Origin of the sequence: Kangiella marina (genome assembly GCF_039541235.1) — a bacterium.
Classification (GTDB): domain Bacteria; phylum Pseudomonadota; class Gammaproteobacteria; order Enterobacterales; family Kangiellaceae; genus Kangiella; species Kangiella marina.
In genome coordinates this window covers 702610-727394 of record NZ_BAABFV010000001.1, presented here as the reverse complement: position 1 = coordinate 727394, position 24785 = coordinate 702610, and the positions used below count along the sequence as shown (strand labels likewise).

General features: G+C 43.7%; 26 protein-coding genes. 24 read left to right on the top strand and 2 right to left on the bottom strand.

Annotated elements, in window-relative coordinates; genetic code table 11:
- Window positions 1-171 precede the first annotated feature (171 nt).
- The 11 genes from ABD943_RS03105 (at window position 172) to ABD943_RS03055 (ending at window position 11343) form a co-directional block, all read left to right on the top strand.
- Window positions 172-1320: a hypothetical protein gene (locus ABD943_RS03105; RefSeq protein WP_345291725.1), complete on the top strand. Its 1149-nt coding sequence runs from the start codon at window positions 172-174 to the stop codon at window positions 1318-1320.
- 300 nt (window positions 1321-1620) lie between these two features.
- Entirely contained in the window at window positions 1621-2397 is a 777-nt protein-coding gene (locus tag ABD943_RS03100) for a DUF3450 domain-containing protein (RefSeq protein ID WP_345291724.1), read from the top strand.
- A complete protein-coding gene (locus ABD943_RS03095) occupies window positions 2394-3740 on the top strand; it encodes a MotA/TolQ/ExbB proton channel family protein (RefSeq protein ID WP_345291723.1) in 1347 nt (448 codons plus the stop codon). The genes ABD943_RS03100 and ABD943_RS03095 overlap by 4 nt, the downstream gene beginning before the upstream one ends.
- A gap of 10 nt (window positions 3741-3750) precedes the next feature.
- Window positions 3751-4263, top strand: a complete 513-nt coding sequence (locus ABD943_RS03090; RefSeq protein WP_345291722.1) for a MotA/TolQ/ExbB proton channel family protein — start codon at window positions 3751-3753, stop codon at window positions 4261-4263.
- Window positions 4264-4281: 18 nt separating this feature from the next.
- Window positions 4282-4683 (top strand): ExbD/TolR family protein, encoded by a 402-nt coding sequence (locus ABD943_RS03085; RefSeq protein WP_345291721.1) that lies wholly within the window; start codon window positions 4282-4284, stop codon window positions 4681-4683.
- 3 nt (window positions 4684-4686) lie between these two features.
- The gene (locus ABD943_RS03080) at window positions 4687-5319 is read left to right on the top strand and encodes an energy transducer TonB (RefSeq protein ID WP_345291720.1); all 633 of its coding nucleotides are present in this window, start codon (window positions 4687-4689) and stop codon (window positions 5317-5319) included.
- Between the two features lie 18 nt (window positions 5320-5337).
- Entirely contained in the window at window positions 5338-6675 is a 1338-nt protein-coding gene (locus tag ABD943_RS03075; RefSeq protein ID WP_345291719.1) for a tetratricopeptide repeat protein, read from the top strand.
- Between the two features lie 157 nt (window positions 6676-6832).
- Window positions 6833-8257, top strand: a complete 1425-nt coding sequence (locus tag ABD943_RS03070) for a YcjX family GTP-binding protein (RefSeq protein ID WP_345291718.1) — start codon at window positions 6833-6835, stop codon at window positions 8255-8257.
- Window positions 8254-9333 (top strand): YcjF family protein, encoded by a 1080-nt coding sequence (locus ABD943_RS03065; RefSeq protein WP_345291717.1) that lies wholly within the window; start codon window positions 8254-8256, stop codon window positions 9331-9333. Before ABD943_RS03070 ends, ABD943_RS03065 begins: the two co-directional genes overlap by 4 nt.
- A 14-nt stretch (window positions 9334-9347) precedes the next feature.
- On the top strand, window positions 9348-10145 hold the full coding sequence (locus tag ABD943_RS03060) for an ABC transporter ATP-binding protein (protein ID WP_345291716.1): 798 nt from the start codon (window positions 9348-9350) through the stop codon (window positions 10143-10145).
- Window position 10146: 1 nt separating this feature from the next.
- Window positions 10147-11343: an ABC transporter permease gene (locus ABD943_RS03055; protein ID WP_345291715.1), complete on the top strand. Its 1197-nt coding sequence runs from the start codon at window positions 10147-10149 to the stop codon at window positions 11341-11343.
- A 72-nt stretch (window positions 11344-11415) separates the two neighbouring features.
- On the opposite strand, the gene ABD943_RS03050 is transcribed toward ABD943_RS03055, so the two are convergent.
- Together ABD943_RS03050 and gloB are read right to left on the bottom strand one after the other, a co-directional pair.
- A complete protein-coding gene (locus ABD943_RS03050) occupies window positions 11416-12954 on the bottom strand; it encodes a lytic transglycosylase (protein ID WP_345291714.1) in 1539 nt (512 codons plus the stop codon).
- A gap of 16 nt (window positions 12955-12970) precedes the next feature.
- A complete protein-coding gene (gene gloB, locus ABD943_RS03045) occupies window positions 12971-13744 on the bottom strand; it encodes a hydroxyacylglutathione hydrolase (protein WP_345291713.1) in 774 nt (257 codons plus the stop codon).
- 104 nt (window positions 13745-13848) lie between these two features.
- On the opposite strand from gloB, the gene ABD943_RS03040 reads away from it, so the two are divergent.
- The 13 genes from ABD943_RS03040 (at window position 13849) to fadR (ending at window position 24702) form a co-directional block, all read left to right on the top strand.
- Window positions 13849-14532 (top strand): methyltransferase domain-containing protein, encoded by a 684-nt coding sequence (locus ABD943_RS03040; RefSeq protein ID WP_345291712.1) that lies wholly within the window; start codon window positions 13849-13851, stop codon window positions 14530-14532.
- Window positions 14533-14556: 24 nt separating this feature from the next.
- Window positions 14557-15000, top strand: coding sequence for a ribonuclease HI (rnhA, locus tag ABD943_RS03035; protein WP_345291711.1), 444 nt, complete (start codon window positions 14557-14559; stop codon window positions 14998-15000).
- A gap of 10 nt (window positions 15001-15010) precedes the next feature.
- Window positions 15011-15706, top strand: a complete 696-nt coding sequence (gene dnaQ / locus ABD943_RS03030) for a DNA polymerase III subunit epsilon (RefSeq protein ID WP_345291710.1) — start codon at window positions 15011-15013, stop codon at window positions 15704-15706.
- 392 nt (window positions 15707-16098) lie between these two features.
- A complete protein-coding gene (locus tag ABD943_RS03025; RefSeq protein WP_345291709.1) occupies window positions 16099-16587 on the top strand; it encodes a Na+/H+ antiporter subunit E in 489 nt (162 codons plus the stop codon).
- A complete protein-coding gene (locus tag ABD943_RS03020) occupies window positions 16587-16871 on the top strand; it encodes an MrpF/PhaF family protein (protein ID WP_345291708.1) in 285 nt (94 codons plus the stop codon). The genes ABD943_RS03025 and ABD943_RS03020 overlap by 1 nt, the downstream gene beginning before the upstream one ends.
- A complete protein-coding gene (mnhG, locus tag ABD943_RS03015) occupies window positions 16868-17272 on the top strand; it encodes a monovalent cation/H(+) antiporter subunit G (protein WP_345291707.1) in 405 nt (134 codons plus the stop codon). Before ABD943_RS03020 ends, mnhG begins: the two co-directional genes overlap by 4 nt.
- Window positions 17217-18284 (top strand): DUF4040 domain-containing protein, encoded by a 1068-nt coding sequence (locus ABD943_RS03010; protein WP_425559463.1) that lies wholly within the window; start codon window positions 17217-17219, stop codon window positions 18282-18284. Before mnhG ends, ABD943_RS03010 begins: the two co-directional genes overlap by 56 nt.
- On the top strand, window positions 18281-18649 hold the full coding sequence (locus ABD943_RS03005) for a cation:proton antiporter subunit C (RefSeq protein WP_345291706.1): 369 nt from the start codon (window positions 18281-18283) through the stop codon (window positions 18647-18649). Before ABD943_RS03010 ends, ABD943_RS03005 begins: the two co-directional genes overlap by 4 nt.
- Window positions 18646-20124, top strand: a complete 1479-nt coding sequence (locus tag ABD943_RS03000; protein ID WP_345291705.1) for a monovalent cation/H+ antiporter subunit D family protein — start codon at window positions 18646-18648, stop codon at window positions 20122-20124. Before ABD943_RS03005 ends, ABD943_RS03000 begins: the two co-directional genes overlap by 4 nt.
- 8 nt (window positions 20125-20132) lie before the next feature.
- The gene (locus tag ABD943_RS02995; protein WP_345291704.1) at window positions 20133-21623 is read left to right on the top strand and encodes a monovalent cation/H+ antiporter subunit D family protein; all 1491 of its coding nucleotides are present in this window, start codon (window positions 20133-20135) and stop codon (window positions 21621-21623) included.
- Window positions 21616-21960: a hypothetical protein gene (locus ABD943_RS02990; RefSeq protein WP_345291703.1), complete on the top strand. Its 345-nt coding sequence runs from the start codon at window positions 21616-21618 to the stop codon at window positions 21958-21960. The genes ABD943_RS02995 and ABD943_RS02990 overlap by 8 nt, the downstream gene beginning before the upstream one ends.
- The gene (locus ABD943_RS02985; RefSeq protein ID WP_345292678.1) at window positions 21947-23638 is read left to right on the top strand and encodes a Na(+)/H(+) antiporter subunit D; all 1692 of its coding nucleotides are present in this window, start codon (window positions 21947-21949) and stop codon (window positions 23636-23638) included. The genes ABD943_RS02990 and ABD943_RS02985 overlap by 14 nt, the downstream gene beginning before the upstream one ends.
- A gap of 344 nt (window positions 23639-23982) precedes the next feature.
- Window positions 23983-24702 carry a fatty acid metabolism transcriptional regulator FadR gene (fadR, locus tag ABD943_RS02980; protein WP_345291702.1) on the top strand — a complete coding sequence of 240 codons (720 nt, stop codon included), beginning with the start codon at window positions 23983-23985 and terminating at the stop codon, window positions 24700-24702.
- Window positions 24703-24785: the final 83 nt, after the last annotated feature.

The following is a 24785-nucleotide window of genomic DNA, read 5'->3' as shown; positions in this document are numbered from 1 at the left end:
GGGAAACTGCTATACTTTAATAACGATGATTGTTTACTTCTAGGTGTTTCATGTCTTCGTTTAAGAAGCCAGCGTGACATCAATAAGACGTTAACAAACACCATAAAAAAGCCAAGTTGGCCCAAAATATAAAAGTAGCACTGGCAAAGCCTAGTGACTTGAGTGACAACAATGAAATTGACCAGCCAAGTAAAAGTAGTTACTGCATTAGTTCTAATGTCGCTATCGGGCATTGCTACGGCTCAAGATGTTTCTGCGTCCGACAGTTGGACTCCCTATTTTTTTGACGGCGGGGCTGGCGAGTCAAATTCACCTTTATCTTCAAAAGTGATTCCTCTGTATTCTGAACGTTTCAATGATGCTGCGTTTAACAGTAACAACGAACTGTCGATCGGCCTTGAAGATGGTAATGAAGGTCTTTGGAAGTTTTCGTTGGATCTCAATCAGTCGCCAGAGTCACTTTTTTCGGAAGAGCAGTATCACTTAAATGCAAGTTACACTCCTGAGGGTGATAACTCGACCTTCTACATCAACTATGGAAATAAACGCGTTCCCGTATCGATCAAAGTTGATGAGTTCTTAGATTATAATCAAGCAGGTGCGGAAGGCTCTGACATTGCTTTAGGCTTTGAACAAAATGTAAACGATAACTGGGCAGTAAGTATTAGTTATACTAAGTCTGAGTTAGAAAGGCTGGATGTAGACAGCTCAACAATCGGCTTCAGCAACAGCTCGCCAGTGAGCCAGCAATATTGGTTTGATCTAAATAAGGATGGTTTACCCGAAGCGGTTAATTTAATGTCTGACTTAGGAGCCACTCCTGGCTATAACAAAGCACTGGATGGAATCGAAATTCGCTTAACCCGACAGGTGAGTGATTACATTTCTGTAGGCAGTAGTCTTTATCAAAGCAGCACTTCGTTTGACTGGCAACCATATCAGTTTAATGATCTGGAGTCTTTTGCCAGCGAGCTTAAAGAAACTGGTATTTCATTATTTAGTCAAATTGACTTCTCTTCTGAATGGTCAATGGATACGAGACTGAGCCACAAAAGTTACCAAGAAAGTTCGCCGCAAATTGTATCGCTTATCAGCGAAGAAACTGACCGTTTAGATTTTGATAGTACGACCCTAGACATTGGTGTGAAATACCAAGGTCGCTGGCAGGATATTGGTCTAGTCATACGGATTGATTTGGTTAATCTGCTCGGAACAGAGTCTGTCGGCGAACACCAACAATCGTTCGATAACAATGGTCTTGCCCCTTATACTTTCGAGACACCAAAATACATAAAGCTCAGTGGAAGTATCAATTTTTAGTGACTAATAATTGGAATAATTATGACTAATGTCACTGCCGCATCAAGCGATAAATAAAAGTTATCTGAAACTATTTCTAAATGTAAATTAACTGTAATGTTTTGTTGACCGTTACAGTCCTTCTCCTTTATAGTTGATTTCTTTCACCAGAGAAACACCAATTGGTTAAAGTTTAGCTGAAAGAGACCCTTTTAACAGTTCGGACCTTTAATTCCTTGATTTTTGGTCTCGAACCTACTAAGTTTCTTTAGCATCGACTTTTTAATGAAACGATTTCTGAACAGAAATTTGGGTAAGTTTATGAAAAAACAAGTACTTTTTAAGAAAACGGCTGTTGCCATTCTTGCCTCTGCTGTGATGGGCAGCTCGATGGCGGCTGGCGAGTTCGGTTCTTCTATGACAGTAGAGAAGCGAATTGATAACAAAGCAGCAAGCGCACAAGTATCTGTAGATCGCCTAGCAGAGCAAACCACTGACTTGGCATTAGAATACAGAAACACTTTACAACAAGTTGACAGCTTGCGTATCTACAACACTCAACTTGAAAGACAAATTGCATCTCAGGATAAACAGATTGCTGAGAGCAGCAAAGAGATGGAAACCATTGACGAAACTGAGAAGGGTGTTCTTCCTCTTATGGACGAAATGATCAAAACCCTTGATGAATATGTTCAATTGGATATTCCATTCAACATCAAGCAGCGTCAAGAGCGTGTACAAAACCTATATGCTTTGATGGACACTGCTGATGTTACGGTTTCAGAGAAGTATCGTAAAATCCTAGAAGCTTATCAAATTGAAATGCAGTACGGTAACGCCGTATCAGCAAGCTCTGGGACAATTGATAAAGATGGTGAAGAGCTAAACGTAGACTTCTTACGTGTTGGTCGTTTGTCTTATGTCTACCTAACTGTAAACGGTAAAAATGGTGCGTATTGGGACAAAACATCAGGTCAGTGGGCAGCGCTTCCAGAAGAGTATCTAGATTCTGTGAGCAACGCTATTAACATGGCTAAAGGTGTCGCAACTCAAGAACTATTTAAAGTACCAGTCCCAGTTACGGAGGCAGCACAATGAGAAACGTTTTAGCATTAACACTAGCTGGCGTCTTCGCGTTCAGTGTTTCAGCGGTATCAAATGCTGCTGAAAGTTTGTCGCACTCTGACCTACTTAAGAAAGTAAGAGATAAAGAGCGTATCCAAGAGCAGGTGAACAACCAGCGTGTTCAAACGTTCCAACGCCAAAAAAATCGTCAAGCTGACCTTTTAGCTGATGCAAAAGCAAAGCTAGCCGCAGAAGAAGCTAAAAGTGAGCGCTTAAAAGCTACATTTGACGAAAATGAAAAGCAATTGACTCAAATTGCTGAAGATTTACGTATTAAGCAAGGTAACTTGGGTGAGTTGTTTGGTGTCGTTCGTCAAGCAGCGAACAGCCTTTCTGGTGATATCGCATCATCGCTTGTGAGTGCACAATACCCAGGTCGTAGCGCATTACTTAATAAGTTGATTGAAGCTGAAGAACTTCCAAAAATGGACGATCTACGTGGATTCTACGTACTTATGCTTCAAGAGCTTTCTGAGCAAGGTAACACAGCAAGTTTTGCTGCTGATGTTGTGAATGAGGAAGGTCGTACTGAAACTCAAACTGTAGAGCGTATCGGTACTTTCAACTTGCTATCGGGTAAAGATTATTTGTTCTTCGAAAAAGGCCAAATCAAAACATTGCAAGTTCAGCCATCGGCAGAAGTTCGTGGTTTAGCGTCTGAGTATGAGTCAGCAACGTCTGGCTACGCAGGTCTTTACATTGACCCTACTAAAGGCGGTATCTTGCAGTTAGAGAAGCTTAAAATGAGCCTTCCAGATCGTTTATGGAAGTTTAAAGGCTTTGCTGGCTCGACGGTAATGATTCTTTTAGCTATCGGTATTCTGATCGCATTAGAGCGTCTATTTACGCTATACATGGTTACAGGTCCGAAAGTTGCTTCACAGAAGAAATCAAGCACTCCAGGTAATAACCCGCTTGGTCGCGTGATGAAAGTTTATCTTGCGAATAAAGATGAAGATGTTGAAAACCTAGAGTTGAAACTTGATGAGGCTGTGTTGAAAGAAACACCTAAGATTGAGCGTGGTATTAACCTAATCAAAGTTATTGCTGCACTGGGACCTCTATTAGGTCTACTAGGTACAGTAGTTGGTATGATTGAGGTATTCCAGTCTATTACATTACATGGTACTGGTGACCCACGATTAATGGCTGACGGTATTTCTCAGGCGTTGGTAACAACTGTTTGGGGTCTGTTAGCAGCAATTCCATTAACCTTCTTGCACGCTGTTGTAGCTGGTAAAAGTAAAAGCATTATTCATGTCTTGGAAGAACAGAGCACAGGTTTGATGGCTCAACACGACGAGAATAACGCATAGGAATTTCCTTATGGAATTAATCTATACGATATTAGAGTTTATCGGTAAAGGTGGATGGGTCCTATGGTGGATAGGACTTGTTCTCTTCCTAATGTGGACATTTTTGATTGAGCGTTACTGGTACATTTATGGTCAGTATCCAAAAGAAGCTCGCTCAATCATCGCACGTTGGAACTCACGAGACGACCAAACGTCATGGAAAGCTAAACAAATCCGTGACGCTTGGGTTTCTATAGCTCGGGAAGCTTTGAACCAAAGAATGTTGCTCATTAAAACATTGATTGCTATTTGTCCATTGTTAGGACTTCTGGGCACTGTAACCGGTATGATCGATGTATTTGATGGTATGTCAGGTCAAGGCTCAGGTAGCGCACGCCAAATGGCGGGCGGTATCTTCAAAGCTACAATTCCAACAATGGCGGGAATGGTTGCCGCATTATCTGGTATCTTCTTCAGCAGTCGTTTAGAGCAAACGACTTATGTTAAGACTCACCAGTTAGCCGATAACCTTTCACACCATTAATTATTGGGTGAAGACTAGATGGCGATTCAAGACAAAAGAAAACAAGAAGATGTAGAAATTGACATGACACCGATGCTCGACATCGTATTCATCATGTTAATTTTCTTCATCGTTACAACGGTTTTTGTGAAACAAGCGGGCGTAGATGTTGTCAAACCAGTAGCGAGTACTGCAGAAGAGCGCAAAAATGCTTACATTTTTGTCGCTATTGATGCAAAAAACACGATTACGATTGACAAAACGACTGTTCAGCCTGCTGAAGTTAAGTCAAAAATCCAATCATTGCGTACTGAAAACTTAGAAGGTGAGGTTGTCATCCAGGCAGACAAAGAAGCAAAAGCAGGGCTAGTCTTAAAGGTCATTGATTTTGCGAAAAGTTCTGGCGCTAAGGTTTCAGTTGCAACAGACAAGGTACAGTAAACTATGTTGAGAGTTATATTAAGTGCACTGTTTGCCTTTGGTATTGTGGTTGGCTTATTTCTATTGATGAACTTTTTGATTTCTACAGATAGCACGAAAGACGAAGTTGAAAATATCAAAGTAGAAGTAGCGTTCGTTGAAGAAGACAAACAGGTACAGCGTAAAGAGCGCCGTCCTCCTAAAAAGCCACCACCACCAAAAGAGCCACCACCGCCTCAACAACAGGTGCAGCAAAAGCAACAGAAGGTTGTTACCGCGTTGGTCGATATTAAAATTGATAATATTGATGCGTCGATGGATGGGACTGGTATCTATATTGGTGGTTTAGGCCAAGGTCAGACAGACTTTTCAGGCATGGGTGATGGTGAAGCGATACCTGTTTACCAGCCTCAAGCCCAGTATCCTGTTCAGGCAAATCTGAAAGGTATTGAGGGATACGTTCTGTTTACTATGGATATAGGGCCCGATGGCTCTCCTTCAAATATCTCTGTAGAAGATGAAAGTCCACGAGGCGTATTTAGAAGAAATGCTCTGCGAGCGATTCGCAAGTGGAAATTCAAACCAAGAATTGTGAATGGTCAGCCAATTCCACAACGTAACATGCGTTACAGAATGGAGTTTGAGCTGGACCAGTAACATTTAAGTGTGATTAATATGAAAAAATTACCAATTGTTTTAGGCGTGACAGGTTTGTTGTTTGCTGGTAGTGCTCTTGCGCTACCACAAACGAAATATACATCTTCATGTAAACCTCTGGCTCCAACAGAAGGCAATTATGAAGAATCAAAGGGCGTTGGAACAATCACTTCACAATCGGCATTTAAGAAGATTACCGCAGGTAATGAAGCTTATGCTGATGGAAATTATAATGAATCGATTGCTATCTTAAAGGATCTGATCGCGAATTCAGGTGACAAAGTTGCTGTTGGGCGTGCTCATCAGCTGTTGGGTGTTAATTACCAAGCTACTGAAAACTACAAGGCAGCAAGAGCGTCTTTCTTGAAAGCGATTGAAAGTGGTTTTTTGCGTAAACAAGATGTTGTACAAATGCGTCGAGTCATAGCGCAAACATATACTATCGAAGAAAACTTTACGCAAGCGATTAGCTGGATGAAAAAGTACTTTGAAGATGTTATAAAACCTCCAGCAAATTCGTATGCGGCTTTTGCCAGTTTAAATTACAACAATGGTAACCTTAGAGAGTCTATATGCCCTGCTTATATTGCATTGCAACTAGGTTCTAGCTCAAAAAAACCGCTTTATAGTATGTTGTTCGGCGCCCACATTAAGCTAAACGACAATGCGGGTGCTGAAGTTGTGGGTGAAGAAATGGTAGAGCTTTTCCCAGCAGAGAAGTCTGTCTATAACAATTTATTTGCTGTATATAGCAGACGTGGGAAACATGAAGATATGTTGGCTTTAGCTGAACTTGCCCGTATGAATGGAGTATGGACAAGTGAAACTAACTATAAACAACTCGCTGCACTCTTCGCTAACAATAAAACTCCACAATTAGCAGCAGATCGTTTAAAAGAAGGAATTGAGGCTGGTGTTGTTGAGTCTAACGAAGATAACTGGAAGCGAGTAGCCGATAACTATTTCTTTGCTAAAGATCTAGAAGGTGCTGTTGAGGCTTATGATAAAGCTTCAAGTTTTACTTCATCTGGTAAGTATGACTATAAAGTTGGAATTATGTATCAAGACCGTGACGACTACCGTAACGCTGTTGCTAAATATAAAGCAGCAATACGCAAAGGTGGCCTGAGAGACGGTGACCTTGGTTATGCTTATATGAACTTAGGTATGTCTCAATTCCGTCTAGGCCAAGAGGATGCCGCCGTTGCAACAATGCAGCAAGCCGCAAAATATCCTAAAGTTGCAAGAAATGCTAATGCTTATATTAAGTACATTGGCGACTTGAAGAAAATGAAAGAGTCTATTGCTGCAATGGAACTTCAAGAGAGTACCCCGCCTGGTGAAGGTGGCGAATAGTCAAAAATAGCTTCATCTTAAAAGCGCTACTTCTGTAGCGCTTTTTTTATGGTTTGTATTCAGGTTTTAAGGTGCGCATTAATAAATTATTACGTTTTCTAATATTTGCTACAAAAGTTATGGGATATACTAAATTGTTGACTAAATTAGGAATCTTATGAGCTGGCTTGATGCAACACTGAAAAAATCGCAACACCTTCTTGAGCGTGGACTAGATCGCAATGTGCGTCTAGCTGTTACCGGCTTAAGTGGTGCAGGTAAGACAGGTTTTATTACATCATTAATTAATCAACTTTTAACTGCGCCTACTTATCATCAACTGACTTTCTTTAAGCCAAATGCGGACGGAAGGTTAACTGCTAGTAAATTAGCACAGCACCCAGAACTCCACATCCCCGGGTTTGATTATCATGGTGCGATAGATAGGTTAACAGGAAACAATCCGGTTTGGCCGGCTTCAACGCGTGGTGTGTCACAAGCACAAATTAAATGTCGCTTCCATGTTTCAAACAAATGGGTTAAGAAAGTGCAGGCCGACAGTACTGTCACTATTGATATTATTGACTATCCTGGAGAGTGGTTATTGGATTTGCCTCTACTGGGAATGTCCTTTAAAGAATGGTGCCAAGCTTGCGTAAAATACCTTTCAAGCGAAAGACGAGAAGCATTCTGCAGTCGTATAAAGTCAGAGATAACTGCTTTAGATGTAACCCAAGCAGTTGATGAGACCTCTACCAGTAATCAGCTCGGAGTCGTTGCCAAGAAGTACACTGAAGCGCTGCTCAAGTATCGTGAGCAGCACAATGATTTTAGCTTAGCTTTACCAGGTCGATTTATCCTCCCGGGTGAGTTTGAAGGTGCTCCAACCTTAGAGTTTTTTCCAATATTAAATGAGGATATCTTGTCGTTGGATTGGGGGACGGTTCCTGCCAACTCGATAATTAAAGTGTTAGAGAAGCGATTCAATTACTATAAAAATGAAGTGATACGACCTTTTTTTGATGAGTATTTCTCAAAAGTCGATCGCCAAATTGTATTAATCGATACCTGTTCGGTTCTTGAGTCGGGGTATGACTCCTATATCGATCTCAAGCAAACAATCGAGAAATTACTGGATGGTTATAGTTATGGACGCTCCAACTGGCTCAAGCGACTATTTTCACCATCTATTGACAAGCTTTTAATTGCGACCTCTAAGGTTGACCTAGTTCCTCCAGATCAACATGCCGCTTTAGAGTCTTTTATGCAAAAAATGGTGGCTCAAGCGCGCAACAATGTTGGTTATGAGGGGGTGGACGTTGAGACGATGGCAATCAGTGCTATCAGTACTTCTGAACCTGTAATAACGGAACATGATGGTCAAAAGCTACATTGTGTAAAAGGAAAAGATCGGGGTTCAGGAAACTCTGTTATCCATTACCCTGGGAAAGTGCCTGAGACGATACTCAGTCGCAGCCAGTGGAACCAGCTAGAGATTGATTTTTCACCCTTTGATATCCCTGAGCTTAATGCCGACGAGCCGTTGCCGCACATTCGAATGGATAAAGTGCTTCAATACTTAATTGGAGATAAATTTTTATGAGTGATAAACCGATAAAATTCTCGAGTAGTGATAAGGCGCATCAAAGTACAGAAGAATTATTGCGTGAAGACATTCTTCAGTCGGGTAAAGATATGTCACCTCAGTCTGGCGAAGAGAAGGTGCTAACAACAGGCAGTTCCGCAGAATTGAGGTTCAAACAAAAAAATAAATCAATCTTAAAGAAACTTTTTTGGCCTTCATTTTCCGCGTTTATTGTGACAGCGGCTGGTTATGAAGCCTATCAGTTTGTGACCAACCTGTGGGATAGAAGCTGGTTGCTGGGGCTCGGTGTTGGGACCTTAGGAGCCGCAGCCGTCATAAGCGGGGCCTATGCGCTGATAAGAGGATGGAAAGCTCGCAGACGGTTTAAATCTCGTCAACACCATCAGCAAGAATTTACAAGCTTAATGGCCGGAAACACTTATGGCCAATCTCCAGACTTAATCAATACGGTTAATAGTCAAATAGCTGAGCATGTCGACTTATCTGGGTTAACGTCAAAATATCAACAACAAAAACAACAAGTTCATAACGACCAAGAATTGATCGAAATCTACTCAAGTACCGTGTTGAGCGGATTAGATAAGATGGCGATTGACGTTATCACTAAGCACGCTACTGAAGCGGCTGCTATGGTTGCCTTAAGTCCACTCGCAGCGGCTGATATGGCATTAGTGGCTTGGCGTAGCAGTAAAATGATCGAGCAGCTATCGCAGTTATATGGCTGCCCCCAAACCGCGCTCGGTAGATTTGAGATGACGAAAAGTGTTTTTAAGAATATGATGTTGGCCGGGGCAAGTGAACTTGTTGCAGATGCTGGCGTAGAGCTGCTTGGGAAAAGCTTAACAGCGACGATCTCGGCAAAAGCTGCCCAAGGCATAGGTGTTGGGGTTTTAATCGCTCGTATGGGCTTACAGACAATGCGTTTGTGTCGTCCAGTGCCATTTGGAAAGGATGATAAGCCAAGGCTGGGACAGATTCGTAAATCGGTTTACCAAAAAGTTGTGGGTTTACTCAAAAGTGTTTCAACGGGTAAATCCGAACTCAAAAAAGATTCGGAAGACAATAAAAAGTAGGGGACTATTTCAGAATGATTGAAATTAAAGGTTTAGCCAAAAGTTTTGCTTACGATAAGAAAGAAGCAAAAAAGAAGAAAAAGAAGGTTGCGACTGATCCGCGCGAAGGAGAAGGCGTCTTTCACGCGGTCCGGAACGTTAGCTTTAGTTGTGAGAAAGGTAAAGTACTCGGATTGTTGGGACCTAATGGTGCCGGCAAGACGACGACCCTTCGTATGCTATCGACAGCACTGCAACCGACAGAGGGCGAAATTTTAATTAATGGGCATGACGTGACTAAAGAGCCACGGTATGCGCAAAAATTAATTGGCTTTTTATCGGGGAAAACAGGACTTTACCATCGTCTTACGGTTCGTGAGAATGTAGAGTATTTTGGTCGTATGCACGGCTTGTCAAAGCAAGTAATGGATGAGCGTATTGACAAAATTTTCTCTATGCTTGATATGCATACGTTCTCTGGTAAACGAGCAGATGACTTATCAACTGGTATGATGCAGCGGGCCTCGATTGCGCGAGCAGTCATTCATGACCCCAAAGTATTGGTTTTCGATGAGCCAACAACCGGTCTCGATGTCATTTCAGCCAAAACCGTTCTCGACTTTATCGAAAGTTATAAAGAAACTGAGATGTCAGTGATTTTCTCAACCCACCACTTGCATGAAGTAGAGCGCTTATGTGATGACGTTTGTTTAATTGATTTGGGTGAAACCAAGTTTTTTGGCAGCACTCAAGACTTTGCAGCGCAAACATCATCAGGCAACTTATATGATGCCTTCTTAAATAACGTCAATAATAAGAAAGAGGTGGCTTAATATGTGGTTAGTTTATAAAAAGGAATTGCTAGAAATTCTGCGTGATAAAAAAACACTCATCTTTTCGATTTTATTACCGACAATCATTTTTCCTGTATTATTTTTTGGTATCGGTAAGTTTACACAAAGTAAAACTGAAGAAGCTGAGACAAAAGAGTTAAAAGTTGCGTTTGTTAATGCCTCTGCATTTGAGGGATTTTCGTCGTTATTTACAGCTGAAAAACACTTCAAGAAAGTTGAGCTCAATAGCAGCGATTATAAAACAGAAATTTTAGAGGATAATGTCGACTTTATCGTAGAGATTCCTGAAGGTTCTGCGCTGCCCTCTGAAAGTCGCAAGCAAGAAGTGATCAATCTTTATTACAAAGGTTCTTCCAAATTAGACAACATTTCTAGCCAACGCGTTAAAGATATTATTGAAGCCTATAATAATACTGAGCGATTGGCGCTAGGTGCGCGTTTTAATTTGTCCACGGATAACATTAAGGCATTTAATAAACCTATCGCCGTGGAAAATCAAAACTTTGCATCAGAGCGCGAGCGCATGGGGGAATTTGTCGGGCCGCTTATTGCTTACATTCTTATTGCGTTGGCAGTCTCTGGGGCAATGTATCCTGCGCTAGAACTTGGTGTTGGTGAAAAAGAACGCGGTACGCTCGAAACTTTACTGTTAACGCCGATGACCAAAGGCAAAATTGTTATGGCTAAGTTTGGTGTGATTTTCACAGCAAGCTTCTTTACCGTTATAGTCACCTTGCTCAGTTATTTCGTATGGACTTATATTTTCACCATGGGTGGAAAGATGGGTGGCCTTGACTTCTTGTCAAATATATCCGGGCTTGATCTATTATTGGTTGCCGTATTGCTGGTGCCATTAACCAGTATATTTGCATCAATTATGTTGAGTGCTTCTATTTATGCGAAAAACATGAAGGAAGCGCAAGCTTACATGTCACCAATTTTCATGATTGGTTTTATGCCTGTGATTGTGGCGTTTGTTCCGGGTATGGAGCTAAACGTTCAGACGGCGATGATTCCAATTACTAACGTGGCTCTTGCTATGAAGGACTTGGTCAAAGGTACCGTCGACTACGGTATGATCATGGTCTTACTCGCATCAACCGTTGTTATTGCTGGCGCGTTATTATATTTCACTACGCAGTTCTTCAAGAAAGAAAAAGTATTGTTCCGTAGCTAGTGTGGCGTGGAAGTAGAAATAAAAAAAGGGCCTTTCGAGGCCCTTTTTTTGTAGGTATTGCTCGTTCAATTTCTAGTGATAAATGGTTAGCGTTTGGCCGGGACGAATAATGCTACGCTTGTTAAGACGGTTCCATTTCGTCAGATCGCTAACTTTAACTTTGAATTTGCGTGCAATCGTGGAGAGAGAGTCGCCACTCCTAACTTTATAAGAGGTCTTAGCTGAGGCAAACTGCGAGTAACGTTTAGGCCAAACTTTTAAACGCTGACCAATGCGTAATGTGCTGTTTTTATTAATGTTATTCCAGCGAGCGACCTGTGCAGAGCTGACACCAAAACGCTTGCCGATGCTCCATAAATTATCACCACTACGGACTCTGTAGGTTTGATAACGACGACGCTGGCGATTTTTATCAAGCGTGGCCATGAAGTTAAGCTCATGCTCAGAGGCGTTGGCGAAGCCTGGCATTTTTAGAATTTGGCCAATCTTCAAGAAGTCTGAGTTGAGCTTGTTAAGGCTCTTTAGGTAAGTCACGGATGTATTATGCTTCTTAGCGATTGTGCTCAGGTTATCACCTGACTTAACCGTGTAGGTGAGTAGGCCTAAAGCCTTGCCTGGCTCAATATCCATAATACCTTTTTGGAAGTGTTGAACGTTTTTGGTCGGTACTAAGATCTTGGCTTGGCCATGCTCCTCAGGAATGAAGAGTTTGTTGTAAGCTGGGTTGAGACGATAAAAAACATTCTTATCAATATTCGCTATCTTTGTCAGCTCCATAAGGTTGGCAGGCGCGTCAATAGTGACTTCTTTAAAGGCTGGCGTATTTTCAATAAACGGTAAATCCACGCCAAAGTTTTTGGCGTTTAGGAAAATATTAGACAGTGCGATCCATTTCGGAACATGACGCATGGTTTCGCGGGGTAGCTTTAAGGACCAATAATCCGTTGGCTTGCCTTGGCGACGATTGCGTTTCATAGCCTTGAGAACATTGCCCTGCCCAACGTTGTATGCTGCAACAGTGAGCAACCAATCACCATCAAATAATTTGTTGAGGTACTCATAATAGTCGAGCGCGGCATGTGTTGAGGCAACCACATCGCGACGACCGTCGTACCATTGATCGATCTTGAGTCCAAAGCCTTTGGCTGTTCGTGGCATGAACTGCCATAATCCTGCTGCCTGTACCACCGAGTGTGCCAGCGGATCAAAGTTACTCTCGACCATCGGAGTAAAGGCCAATTCAACCGGCATACCGCGGTTCTCAAGCTCTGTGATGATGTAGTGAAGGTAGGGCGCAGCTTTATTGGCACGCTCAATCAAGTGATCCGTGCGGCGCAGAAACCGCTTTTGATGCGATGCTACACGAGCATTACTGATATGAGTTAGCGTTTGCTCTTTTGAAAGCTCATCCCATAAGTTAATGGGCTGAGCTGGTGTTAAGTCTTTAGTCACCAACTCTACTTCTGGCGATACTTCATCCTGCGCTAAATCGGGCGTTGGAAGAGGCTCGCTACGGGAAGCTTTGTGGTTGTCAGTAATTTCAGAATCGTTTTTTTGGAGACTACTACAGGCGGTTAAAGCAAGTAGTGACACTATGGCAATGCGCTTCATATACAATTTATTTTGCTTAAAAATTATCTTTTAGTTGCCGGATTGTAGCAAAAGTTCGCACGGGATCGGAGAAAGTTTTTGTTTCTGAGGCTTGGCTAGCAGTTTGCTGCAAAGCATCTTGGTCGCAACGCAGGAAGGGGTTAAAGCTAAGCTCCTCGCCAATGGTCGAAGGAAGAGTGGGTTTGTTTTTCTCTCTAAGTCGTTGAGAATATTCGATTTCTTTATGTATCGCAGGGTTGTCAGGCTCTACAGAAAGGGCGAATTTGAGATTGGTTAGGGTGTATTCGTGAGCGCAATAAACCTTTGTTTCTGCGGGTAAAGCCGCGAGTTTTTGCAGCGATTCTAAGAATACCGGAGGGGTTCCTTCGAACATGCGCCCGCAGCCTGCCTTAAATAGGGTATCGCCGCAGAATAGACAGCCATGCCCATAGAAGGCAATGTGTCCCATGGTGTGCCCTGGGACCTCAATGACTGAAAATTGGTATTCATCGTTAAGAATACTCACCTCATCACCCTCGACGAGATCCTGATCAGAAAATGACTGGTTATCACGTTTTGGCGCGAAAACGCGGCACTGATAGCGGTTTTTCAAGGTTTGTACGCCGCCAATATGGTCATTGTGGTGATGTGTGATTAAAATGGTTTCTAGCGACAAGTTGTGTTGCTCTAAATAGTCAATCACTGGCGTGGCATCACCCGGATCGACGACTGCAACGGTATTCGAGTCGCTAGAATGAATGACCCATATATAGTTGTCGCTAAACGCACTAAGTGGAATAATTTTCATCATAGTTTTAACTTGGTCGTCGGTAGTGTTTGCTTGAGTCTATAACTCAGGTTAGCATGAGAATACTCTACAAGACAGGCTAAAACCTAGCAACTGAACAGGTAGCAATGGAACGATTATTTGAGTTGAGTTGGCCTAACATACCCGCAGGTAACCGTTTACGGTACTTGTGGCAGGAGTGGTTGCAGCAGCATCTAGAGGAATACCATGGTGGCTACTTACTTACATTGGACAGTTTGACTCAAAGTTTAAGCTTACCCGTCAATGTGTTTGAGTATCATGTCAAACTAGGTGACGGCTTAGGCCACTCGGTACAAGCGTTACCGGATGAACTTCCGATAATGACGGACTCTATTCAAGCCGCGGTTTTGAGTAATGTATTCGAATACGCTGAAAACCCCAGTGTTTTGTTAGGTGAAGTCCATCGCTCACTAGCGCCGCAGGGGATACTGTACGTGTTACTCTACGCCCCTTTGAGCCCTTGGATGCTGAAAGCAAAGGCTCGATTGACGGCTAATAGAAAAGAGTTGCCTACACACTCCATTGGCATTCATCGATATGAGGAGTGGCTCAATTTACTGGGCTTTAAAACGCTTGAGCTTGAAGTCGTTGGTTGCCCTTGGTGGCGTGGTTTCAAAGAGTTTGAGCGAAAATCAGACATGCCTAATGCTTGGTTATCGGCACCTATCGCGTACATGGTTAAGGCGCAGAAGAAAGTGTCAACCATGACACCGCTGCGGCCAATTGAGCAAGAGGCATTAGCTTTAGGTGGCAGATTAGCTAATATCTAAATAACAATAAGGCTTCACAACGTTTTGAAAATCATAGAAATATTTACTGATGGCGCCTGTAAAGGCAATCCTGGCCCCGGAGGTTGGGGGGCTCTGTTACGTTATGGAAAGCATGAAAAACGATTATATGGTGGCGAATTAGAGACGACCAATAATCGAATGGAGTTAACGGCAGCGATTGAAGCGCTTAAAGCTTTGAAGCGACCATCCAAGGTCGAGCTGACTACTGACTCTGTGTATGTCAAAAACGGCATTAATCAATGGCTTGAAGGTTGGAAAGCCAAAGGTTGGAAGACTGCCGCTAAGAAACCCGTTAAAAATCAAGACTTGTGGCAGGCGCTGGATGAGCAGGTTTCGAAGCATCAAGTTAGTTGGCATTGGGTGAAAGGGCATAGTGGTCATGTGGAAAATGAGATTGCTGATGAACTGGCCAACTTAGGCGTTGATAAAGCATTAAACCAACAATAATAGGGTGAACATGAGACAGATTGTTCTGGATACAGAAACTACAGGCTTAGAGCCTGCTGATGGGCATCGCATCATTGAGATTGGGTGTGTTGAGTTGGTTAACCGTAAGCTAACGGGGAATCATTATCACCAATACATTAAGCCTGATCGTGAGATTGATGAAGGCGCGATTGAAGTCCACGGCATTACCAATGAGTTTCTTGAAGATAAACCACGTTTTGAAGATATTGCTGAGCAATTTCTAGAATACATTGATGGTGCCGAGTTGGTTATCCATAACGCGCCGTTTGATGTTGGCTTTATGGATCATGAGTTTAAGTTATGGGATCCCACTAAAGGTAAAACGGCGGATTATTGCACCATATTAGACACCTTAGTCTTGGCGCGCCAAATGCACCCAGGTCAACGCAATAGTTTGGATGCTTTATGTAAGCGCTATGATATTGATAATAGTCACCGTGAGCTGCACGGCGCTTTACTGGATTCGGAGATCTTGGCTGACGTTTATCTCAGAATGACGGGCGGTCAAACCAATTTAACCCTAGGTCGTCAATCTAGCCCGAGCGCAGAAACCGGTGAGTTGCCCGTTCGAAAAATTTCGACTAACCGACCAAGTTTGAAAGTGATTAAAGCCTCTGAGCAGGAGCTTGATGCTCACCATAAAAAGTTACAAAGCCTGAATGACCCTTTATGGGAGCAAGGTTAGATTAGTTTTTCTTATGGTTTGGCCAAGAAAAATGATGCTTCTTGGCCAAAAAGAGGGCAAAACACCCCTTAAATGCGCTCAAAAAACAATCAAACTTGAGCACTTTCTTTGCTATAGCTTTTACTCGGTTTTTTCTTTAATGCTTGTTGATAGCGATACGTATCGTTTATACCCAACAAAAAAATTGAAAAAAATGGCCATTCTAGACAGCTTATTTATGTAGTTATTGAGACTTCGCTTTTGCTCAGAAAGTGGTCTGGGCTTTGCTTGCGCGGTATTTTGGGGGTTGCTACAATCATTTGAGTTTGTTGTGAAGTTCACACCATTTGATGTGAAGGCTCCTGTTAGTTGCGGAGCTTTTTTATTGTTCAGATTAGGTACATTAAATTTAAATGAAAAAAAATAACAGCCTTCGTTACATTATCAGTTCGATAATTGTGTTGTCGCTCATATGGGTGGGTAACTCCGGCTACTTTAACGGTTTGTTACTTTCGCTCGGCGCTGTCTCGGTGGCTTTTGTCGTTTTCATGACATACCGTTTAGGGATTGTCGATGAGGAATCCCAACCTCTACATGTCAGCAGACGAATTATCGTTTACTGGTTATGGCTGCTGAAAACTTTAGTGCAGTCGAACATCACCGTGATTAAGCGCATTTGGCTCGGCCCTAACTCAATTAACCCAGTTGTCGCTCGTATACCAACGAGCCAAAAAACTGAAATGGGCCAGACAATCTACGCTAACTCAATTACTTTAACGCCAGGGACGACCACGCTCGATATTGACGGCGATACGCTGATTGTTTACGCCTTGTCATACGAGGGAATCAGCTACCTTCAAGGTGGTGAGATGGATCGTCGCGTTTCGCGTTTGGAGGAATAATGTTTTTAGCTGCTGCTATCGCTATTTTAGTGGCTATGGTGCTTGCTTTATTGCGCGCATTCATTGGCCCAACAATTTACGACCGCATTTTGTCGGTTAATGTCTTTGGCACCAAAACAGTGCTTTTTATCGCCATACTCGGCTTTCTGATGGGGCGCCCTGAGTTTTTGGATATTGCTATAGTCTATGCCCTGATCAACTTCATCGCCATGATCGCGATTTTACGATTCTTTGAGTACAAAAAGGCTGAGCCTAGCCCTGCTGAAAGCGAGGAACAATCATGAGTGCGATTCTCGACGGATTTAGCTGGGCGCTATTAATTCTCGGCGGCTTTATTTGTGTTTCTGGTGCTATTGGAATGCATCGCTTTCCTGATTTTTTCAGTCGTATGCATGCGGCGAGTGTGACGGATACGCTTGGCGGGACTTTGGTTTTAATGGGATTGATGCTGCAAACCGATGGCCAGTACTTGGTGTTAGTGAAGCTAATATTGGTGCTCTTGTTCATTCTCATTACCAGTCCAACCGGCAGCCACGCATTGGCGAAAGCCGCATTACACGGTGGTTTGCGTCCTAAACTTGGAAGCAAGCAAGATGAAAAGGACGCGGATGTGTTAAATAACTTTGGGCATCAGCCGACGTCTGACACTGATAGCCGTTCTTTCAATACAGATAATAAGGAGTAGAGCCATAGAGATTTTAATTAATGTCATCCTGCTGGCGTTCTTAGCAATTACTGCTCTGTCCTTAGCGTTTACTAAGGATTTATTCGCCTCGGTGATGCTGACCGGAATATACAGCCTGCTATCAGCAGCATTTTTTGTATTGATGGATGCTGTCGATGTGGCTTTTACTGAAGCTGCTGTGGGCGCGGGTATATCGACCATCTTGATGGTGACGACCCTAACCATAACGGGCCGCTATGAAAATCGTAAGTTGTACCATCCTGTTATCGCACTGAGTGTGGTTATTGTGACGGGTGTGATGCTGATCATCGGTACTATGGATATGCCGGCGTTTGGTTCTGATACAGCCCCTGCACAGGTTCATGTTGGACCTTACTACATCACACATTCGGGTGAGGATATTGATATTCCAAACATCGTGACCTCAGTGCTGGCGAGTTATCGAGGCTTCGATACGTTTGGCGAAATTGTGGTGGTGTTTACCGCTGTGATCGGTGTTTTGGCATTGCTTGAGTTTTCGCGGAAAGAAAACGAGGTGGTTAATACGCCAGCGCCGATGTTCCAGCACAAAATCTTGCGTATTGTCAGTAAAATCTTGATTCCGCCGATCATGTTATTCGCGATGTATGTGCAGTTCCATGGTGAATACGGACCGGGTGGTGGTTTCCAAGCGGGTGTGATTTTTGCCTCCAGTATTATCTTATACGCGATGTTATTTGGCATTGAGCAAACGCGTAAAGCCGTTTCGATGCCGGTGGTCAAAATATTATCGGCGCTGGGTGTTTTGATTTACGGCAGTGTCGGTATCGTCAGTATGCTCAATGGTGGTAACTACCTAAACTACAGTGTGCTTGCTGAGAGTGATATTACCGGACAGCATGTCGGCATCATCATTATTGAGCTTGGTGTCGGTATTACGGTAGCTACAGCAATGATTTTGATCTTCTTGACCTTTGCTAGAAGAATTGGCAAATCCAACCCCAATTCTGGTACGAAGGAGGGGACGGCATGAGTTTTCTAGAACAGTACAATTATTGGATTGTGATTTTGCTCATGATGAGCGGATTTTATATCGTGATTGCTCACGGTAATTTGGTCAAAAAGTTGATGGGGTTGACCATTTTTCAGACTTCGGTGTTCATTCTATACATCAGTATCAGTAAAGTGATTGGCGGAACCGCGCCAATTCTGGATGATCAATACACCATTTACTCAAACCCTTTGCCTCATGTTCTAATCCTGACGGCGATTGTTGTGGGCGTTGCTACAACAGCGCTAGGGTTGGCCTTAGCGGTGCGCATAAAAGAAGCTTATGGCACTGTTGAAGAGGACGTTATTCAAGAAAAAGATTTACAGCAAGAGGGTTCTGCAGAGTGATTCAACATTTACCTATTTTGCAGGTAATTATTCCATTACTTGCAGCTCCAATATGTTTCATCCTAAAAGAAGCGCGTCTGGTGCGTTGGTTCGTATTAATAGCCAACGTCATGGCTTTTGCCATCAGTATCATGCTGCTTCAACAAGTCAATCTACATGGCACGCTGGTGTACTCGTTAGGGGGTTGGGAAGCACCGATCGGTATCGAGTATCGAATTGATGAGCTTAATGCTTACCTACTGATACTGGTGACGTCGATCAGCACCATCACCTTAATGGCGGCGGGAAAAAGCTTAACCAAAGAAATTCCTGAGTCTAAGATTACCTATTTCTACATTGCTTACATGCTTTGTCTTACGGGCTTGCTCGGCATTGTCGCGACGGGTGATGCGTTTAACGTGTTTGTATTTTTAGAGGTGTCATCCTTGGCGTCTTACACCATGATTGCTATGGGTAATGACCGCCGCTCGTTATGGGCTTCTTATCAATACCTGATCATGGGGACTATCGGTGCGACTTTCATTTTGATCGGTATCGGTTTGATGTACATGATGACGGGTACTTTGAACATGAATGACTTGGCAGAGCGTTTGCCTGAAGTTGAGCACACCAAAACGGTGTTCACGGCTTTCGCGTTCTTCTTGGTGGGTGTTTGCTTGAAATTAGCACTGTTCCCGCTGCATTTATGGCTACCGAATGCTTACGCTTATGCGCCATCGATTGCCACCGTCTTTCTGGCCGCGACCGCAACAAAGGTTGCGATCTACGTTTTGCTACGCTTTATCTTTACGGTATACGGCTTCGAGTTCTCGTTTGCTCACCTGCCGTTGACGGAAATTCTCGTCAGCCTTGGTTTGCTCGGGGTTATTGCGGCTTCGATTGTGGCGATTTACCAAACCAATGTTAAGCGTCTTTTCGCTTATTCCAGCGTGAGCCAAATTGGTTACATGATTTTAGGTACAGGCATTGGTACTAAAACAGGGTTAACCGCGACCATGCTGCACCTGTTTAATCATGCCCTGATGAAGAGTGCGATTTTCTTAGCGTTAGCAGGTGTGGTGTATCGAGTGGGTAGCGTGAATATTAAAGCGTTCGCCGGGCTTGGGCGTCAAATGCCTTGGACCATGGCGGCGATCGTCATCGGTGGCTTGAGCTTGATTGGTGTGCCGTTAACGGTTGGTTTTGTCAGTAAGTGGTACTTGGTGTTGGCGTTATTAGAGAGCAACATGTGGCCAGTTGCTGTGTTAGTGTTAATCGGCTCGTTGCTAGCGATGGCATATATCTGGCGCATTGTTGAAGTCGCTTACTTTAAGCCTGCGCTACAAAATAACCAGTCGTATAAAGAGGCGCCATTGTCCATCTTAATTCCTGCATGGATTTTCGTGATAGCGAATATTTACTTCGGTATTGATACCAGCTTTACCGCCGGTATTTCGGAAAAAACCGCTGAACTCTTGTTCGGGGGCGTTCGATGAAAGGGGCAATGATGACACAAGACGTATTGATGCAGTGGATCATTGTTTTGCCGTTATTGGCGATTCCCGGGATTCTACTGTTCCATAAAAAACCAAATCTACGAGAAGCAGCGACCTTGATTGTCGGTGCGCTTTTGTTAATCGCGGTTATCGCTTTCTACCAAGGTTTTGACGCTGGAGAAGCGCCATATGTTCATTGGTGGGAGTTGATGCCTGGCTTGGACATAGCGTTTCGAGCTGAGCCTCTGGGTGTATTGTTCAGCTTAGTTGCAGGCTCTTTGTGGTTAGTGACGTCAATTTACGCCATAGGCTACATGCGTGGCCATGGTGAAGCGAATCAAACACGATTCTACTGCTGCTTCGCGATCGCGATTTCAGGCGTGATGGGCTTGGCCTTTGCCGATAACTTGTTCACGCTGTTCGTATTCTATGAAGTGTTGACGCTTTCAACCTATCCGCTAGTCACTCACGCGGGTACAGACAAAGCCCGCCATGGTGGACGCGTTTACTTGTCGATCTTATTGTCGACCTCGATTCTATTCTTCCTATTCGCGATTATCGGCACTTGGAGTGAAACCGGAACCTTAGCCTTTACTGCGGGTGGTGTGTTTGACGACACGACTTCCAAAACAGTGTTGTCGGTGCTCTTGGTACTGTTTATCTTTGGTATCGGTAAAGCCGCTGTGATGCCTTTCCATCGTTGGCTACCAGCTGCAATGGTAGCGCCGACACCGGTTAGTGCTTTATTACATGCAGTAGCGGTGGTTAAAGCCGGCGTGTTTACCATTCTGAAAGTCTGTGTCTATATTTTTGGTATCGACTTATTGGCTGATTTAGCCGTGACCGATTGGTTGTTGTATTTGGCCACGGCAGGTGTGTTATTAGCCTCGCTGGTGGCGATGCGCCAAGATAACTTAAAAAAGCGTTTAGCCTACTCAACGGTAGGCCAGCTAGGTTACATCACCATTGGTGCTTTGTTAGCAACCCAGGCGGGTGTTTTAGGCGGTGCGTTGCATATCGTGGCCCATGCTTTCGGTAAGATCACGTTATTCTTCTGTGCGGGTGCGATTATGGTCGCTGCGCACAAAACGGAGATCAGTGACATGCGTGGTCTTGGTAAATCCATGCCGATTACCATGATTGCGTTCTTTATCGGCAGCATGAGTATTATTGGTTTACCGCCAGCTGCGGGTATGTGGAGCAAATGGTATTTATTCATGGGGACGTTGGAGGCGGATCAGTTAGCGGTGATGATTATTTTGATGATCAGCTCATTGTTAAATATCGCTTATTTGTTGCCGATTCCATTACGCGCTTTCTTTGATGGCGAGCGTAGTGTGGTAACTATTCAACGTGACCAAATCAAAGAAGCCCCTTGGCCCAGTTTATTAGCATTGAGTATGACTGCGATTATGACAATGGTTTTCTTTTTCTGGCCTCAAGTTTTCTATGGCTTAGCTGAGTCGCTTGCAAGCGTCGCTGGAGGGACTAATGGATAAGCAAAACGATAACGAGAAACAGTACTTATTTGATAATCCTAAAAACGTCAAACGTTTGCTGTATATTGTGTATGCCTGCTGTGCGGTATTGGTTTTACTAGAATTTGTGATTCACCGTCACATTTACCATTCGTGGGAAGAGCTGTTTGGCTTTTACCCAATCTATGGTTTTGTGGGCTGTGTTGTGTTGGTGTTGGTCGCTAAGTGGATGAGAACCTTTTTAATGCGTGACGAAGATTACTACGACAAGTTAGAAAGCAAGCAACACCCTAAGCCAGCGAACAAAAAGCAGACAGAAGCTGAGCAAGCGCAAGGAGGCCATGATGTGGATGCCTGAGTTACCAGTGTTTGTACCATTTTTTATCGGTGCGCTGATTGCTTTAGTCACTACCGGAAAGGTTCGTCAGGCGGTGTTATTGATTACACCAGTCTTGAGCGGCTTGCATTTACTGACGGTGCCAGTGGGTACTGTACTAAGCTTTAGTTTCTTGAACTTTGAACTCGAAGTTTTTGAGGTTGATAAGCTCAGCTTACTATTTGGTTATATTTTCCACATAGCAGCCTTTATTTGCATGCTGTTCGCTCTGCACGTTAAAGACACGCTACAGCAAGTCAGTGGTTTACTCTATGCCGGTAGTGCGATTGGAGCGGTGTTTGCAGGGGATTTGATCACTCTATTTATCTTCTGGGAGCTACTAGCCGTTACCTCAGTCTTCTTGATCTGGGCTCGCCGCACAGAGCGCGCTTATATTGCGGGTCTCCGTTATTTAATCATTCAAGTCTTGTCGGGTGTGGTTTTATTGGTAGGCATCGTTTTCTATGCTTATAAGCACCAGTCGATTAACTTCGAGTTTATTGGGCTGAACGATACCGCAAGCTGGTTAATCTTTATCGCCTTTGGTATCAAGTGTGCCTTCCCAATGTTACACAATTGGTTAACCGATGCTTATCCAGAAGCGACGCCAACGGGTACGGTTTTCTTAAGCGCCTTCACCACGAAAGTGGCGGTTTATTCTTTAGCTCGCGCTTACCCTGGTACAGAGCTGTTGGTTTATATCGGCGTTATCATGGCGTGTTTCCCAATTTTCTTCGCGGTGATCGAAAACGATTTACGCCGCGTGTTGGCTTACAGCATGATCAACCAGATTGGTTTTATGGTGGTGGGTATTGGTATCGGTACTGCCTTGGCAGTCAACGGTGCCGTATCTCACGCTTTCAACGACATCCTGTTTAAAGGTCTGTTGTTCATGTCGATGGGAGCCGTCTTACACATGACCGGCAAAATCGACGGTTCGCGACTGGGTGGCTTGTATAAAACCATGCCTAAAACCGCGATCTTATGTATGGTTGGTGCCGCTTCGATTTCTGCATTCCCACTGTTTAGCGGCTTTGTCAGTAAGTCGATGGTCATGTCGGCAGCGCTAAACAACGGTTATGGTTGGGCTTGGTTACTGTTGCTGTTCTCGGCGGCAGGCGTATTCCACCATGCGGGTATCAAGATTCCGTACTTTGCATTCTTTGCGCATGATTCCGGTATTCGGACCTCCGAGCCACCGAAGAACATGTTGTTCGCGATGAGCATTGCGGCTGTATTGTGTGTTGCGATAGGTGTTTATCCACAGGCTCTGTATAGCCTGTTACCATTCGATACGGGCTATAACCCTTACGATGCGACGCACGTTCTGACACAGACACAGTTGTTGTTCTTCTCAGCGTTGGCCTTTGTCTGGCTGAACTTGAAGAACATGTATCCACCAGAGTTGCCGTCAGTTAACTTGGATATCGATTGGTTCTACCGTCGATTATTCCCGGCAATCTTAACACCGTTCTTTGCTATGTTCTGGGCTGCCGATAGAGCTGTTCGAGGCGTCTTTATGCGTGGCGTGAATGGAGTGCTTGGTTTAGTAGCGCGTCATGAGCCAGACGGTATTCTATCTAGAACACAACTATCAGGTAGTATGGTGATTTGGGTCAGTATCTTATTGGCGGTATTTTTGATACTGAGTTTTTGGTAGATGTACTCATGAATAAAAGCTGGCTTCGGTCAGCTTTTTTTATATCTAACGCGTCAGGGTTGCTCAGCCTCGGGTTGGAGGCCTTGACGGTCAGCTTGAATCGAGCTGGCACCCTTACTGTATCAGGGTTTATCTTTGTTGTTTTTTAGGGTATTTTACATCGATTGCATAAATAAAGAATAAGCCTTTAAAAGAGCTAGATAAGCCCGAGCAGGGACACCCAAGGCCTACTGGAGTAACAATTTATTGTTGTTGCTGGAAAATATTCACGCTATATGCTAAAAACGAGGTGAGAGTTGACCTCTTACCAGTTATTTCAATACTAAATTAAACGGGGACGGCTGATGGCTTCTACAGCTAAAGCACTAACGCCAGCTGCATTTGCTGAGCAATACATTGTTGAGTCTATTTGGAATGGCAAGTTTCCTGCAGGCTCTATTTTACCAGCTGAAAGAGAGTTGGCAGAAATTATTGGGGTCACTCGAACCACGTTACGTGAAGTCTTGCAGCGCCTAGCGCGTGATGGATGGCTAACCATTCAACATGGTAAACCAACCAAAGTGAATGATATCTGGCAGTCAGCGACATTAAATGTTCTTGATACCTTGGTGACACTGGATGATGCTGGTTCCATGACGCTGGCTGATAATTTGCTGCGAGCGCGAACTTCAATAGCCAGCATCTTCTTACGAGATGCGGTTAAGAATGATCCTGAAAAGTTACTCGAAGTATTGGAAGGCCTCAGTAGTGTCGCCAATACCGCCGAAGCGTATATTGATTTTGATTGGCACTTTCACCACTCAGCAACGCGCGCTTCAGGCAACCCTATCTACACATTGATGCTGAATGGCTTTGAAGCTATTTATTACAAAATAGGACGCTTCTATTTTGGCTGGGAGCAAACACGTCGACTTGCTCACAATTATTACCGCCAACTTTCAGCCGCAATTAAGGATAGGGACGCCGATAAAGTCGTAGAAATCTTATGGGATTACGGGCATCAGAGCGGTGACTTATGGAGCAAAGCTAAAGGGGAAATGAAGTCCTTTAGCGAAATCGGTTAATGTCCAGCTGGTAAGTCCACTTGCCAATAGGGGGCTTTACAGAGTAGGATTAAAGCAATTTTATATAAACATAACTATCGGTT

Coding starts and splice junctions, on each gene's coding strand:
- ABD943_RS03105 (WP_345291725.1), top strand. CDS start 172: ATGAAATTGACCAGCCAAGTAAAAGTAGTTACTGCATTAGTTCTAATG.
- ABD943_RS03050 (WP_345291714.1), bottom strand. CDS start 12,954: ATGAAGCGCATTGCCATAGTGTCACTACTTGCTTTAACCGCCTGTAGT.
- ABD943_RS03065 (WP_345291717.1), top strand. CDS start 8,254: ATGAGTGATAAACCGATAAAATTCTCGAGTAGTGATAAGGCGCATCAA.
- ABD943_RS03080 (WP_345291720.1), top strand. CDS start 4,687: ATGTTGAGAGTTATATTAAGTGCACTGTTTGCCTTTGGTATTGTGGTT.
- ABD943_RS03100 (WP_345291724.1), top strand. CDS start 1,621: ATGAAAAAACAAGTACTTTTTAAGAAAACGGCTGTTGCCATTCTTGCC.
- ABD943_RS03020 (WP_345291708.1), top strand. CDS start 16,587: ATGTTTTTAGCTGCTGCTATCGCTATTTTAGTGGCTATGGTGCTTGCT.
- ABD943_RS03025 (WP_345291709.1), top strand. CDS start 16,099: ATGAAAAAAAATAACAGCCTTCGTTACATTATCAGTTCGATAATTGTG.
- gloB (WP_345291713.1), bottom strand. CDS start 13,744: ATGATGAAAATTATTCCACTTAGTGCGTTTAGCGACAACTATATATGG.
- dnaQ (WP_345291710.1), top strand. CDS start 15,011: ATGAGACAGATTGTTCTGGATACAGAAACTACAGGCTTAGAGCCTGCT.
- ABD943_RS03095 (WP_345291723.1), top strand. CDS start 2,394: ATGAGAAACGTTTTAGCATTAACACTAGCTGGCGTCTTCGCGTTCAGT.
- ABD943_RS02995 (WP_345291704.1), top strand. CDS start 20,133: ATGATGACACAAGACGTATTGATGCAGTGGATCATTGTTTTGCCGTTA.
- ABD943_RS02985 (WP_345292678.1), top strand. CDS start 21,947: ATGTGGATGCCTGAGTTACCAGTGTTTGTACCATTTTTTATCGGTGCG.
- ABD943_RS03085 (WP_345291721.1), top strand. CDS start 4,282: ATGGCGATTCAAGACAAAAGAAAACAAGAAGATGTAGAAATTGACATG.
- ABD943_RS03060 (WP_345291716.1), top strand. CDS start 9,348: ATGATTGAAATTAAAGGTTTAGCCAAAAGTTTTGCTTACGATAAGAAA.
- ABD943_RS03075 (WP_345291719.1), top strand. CDS start 5,338: ATGAAAAAATTACCAATTGTTTTAGGCGTGACAGGTTTGTTGTTTGCT.
- ABD943_RS03070 (WP_345291718.1), top strand. CDS start 6,833: ATGAGCTGGCTTGATGCAACACTGAAAAAATCGCAACACCTTCTTGAG.
- ABD943_RS02990 (WP_345291703.1), top strand. CDS start 21,616: ATGGATAAGCAAAACGATAACGAGAAACAGTACTTATTTGATAATCCT.
- mnhG (WP_345291707.1), top strand. CDS start 16,868: ATGAGTGCGATTCTCGACGGATTTAGCTGGGCGCTATTAATTCTCGGC.
- ABD943_RS03090 (WP_345291722.1), top strand. CDS start 3,751: ATGGAATTAATCTATACGATATTAGAGTTTATCGGTAAAGGTGGATGG.
- ABD943_RS03055 (WP_345291715.1), top strand. CDS start 10,147: ATGTGGTTAGTTTATAAAAAGGAATTGCTAGAAATTCTGCGTGATAAA.
- ABD943_RS03040 (WP_345291712.1), top strand. CDS start 13,849: ATGGAACGATTATTTGAGTTGAGTTGGCCTAACATACCCGCAGGTAAC.
- fadR (WP_345291702.1), top strand. CDS start 23,983: ATGGCTTCTACAGCTAAAGCACTAACGCCAGCTGCATTTGCTGAGCAA.
- ABD943_RS03005 (WP_345291706.1), top strand. CDS start 18,281: ATGAGTTTTCTAGAACAGTACAATTATTGGATTGTGATTTTGCTCATG.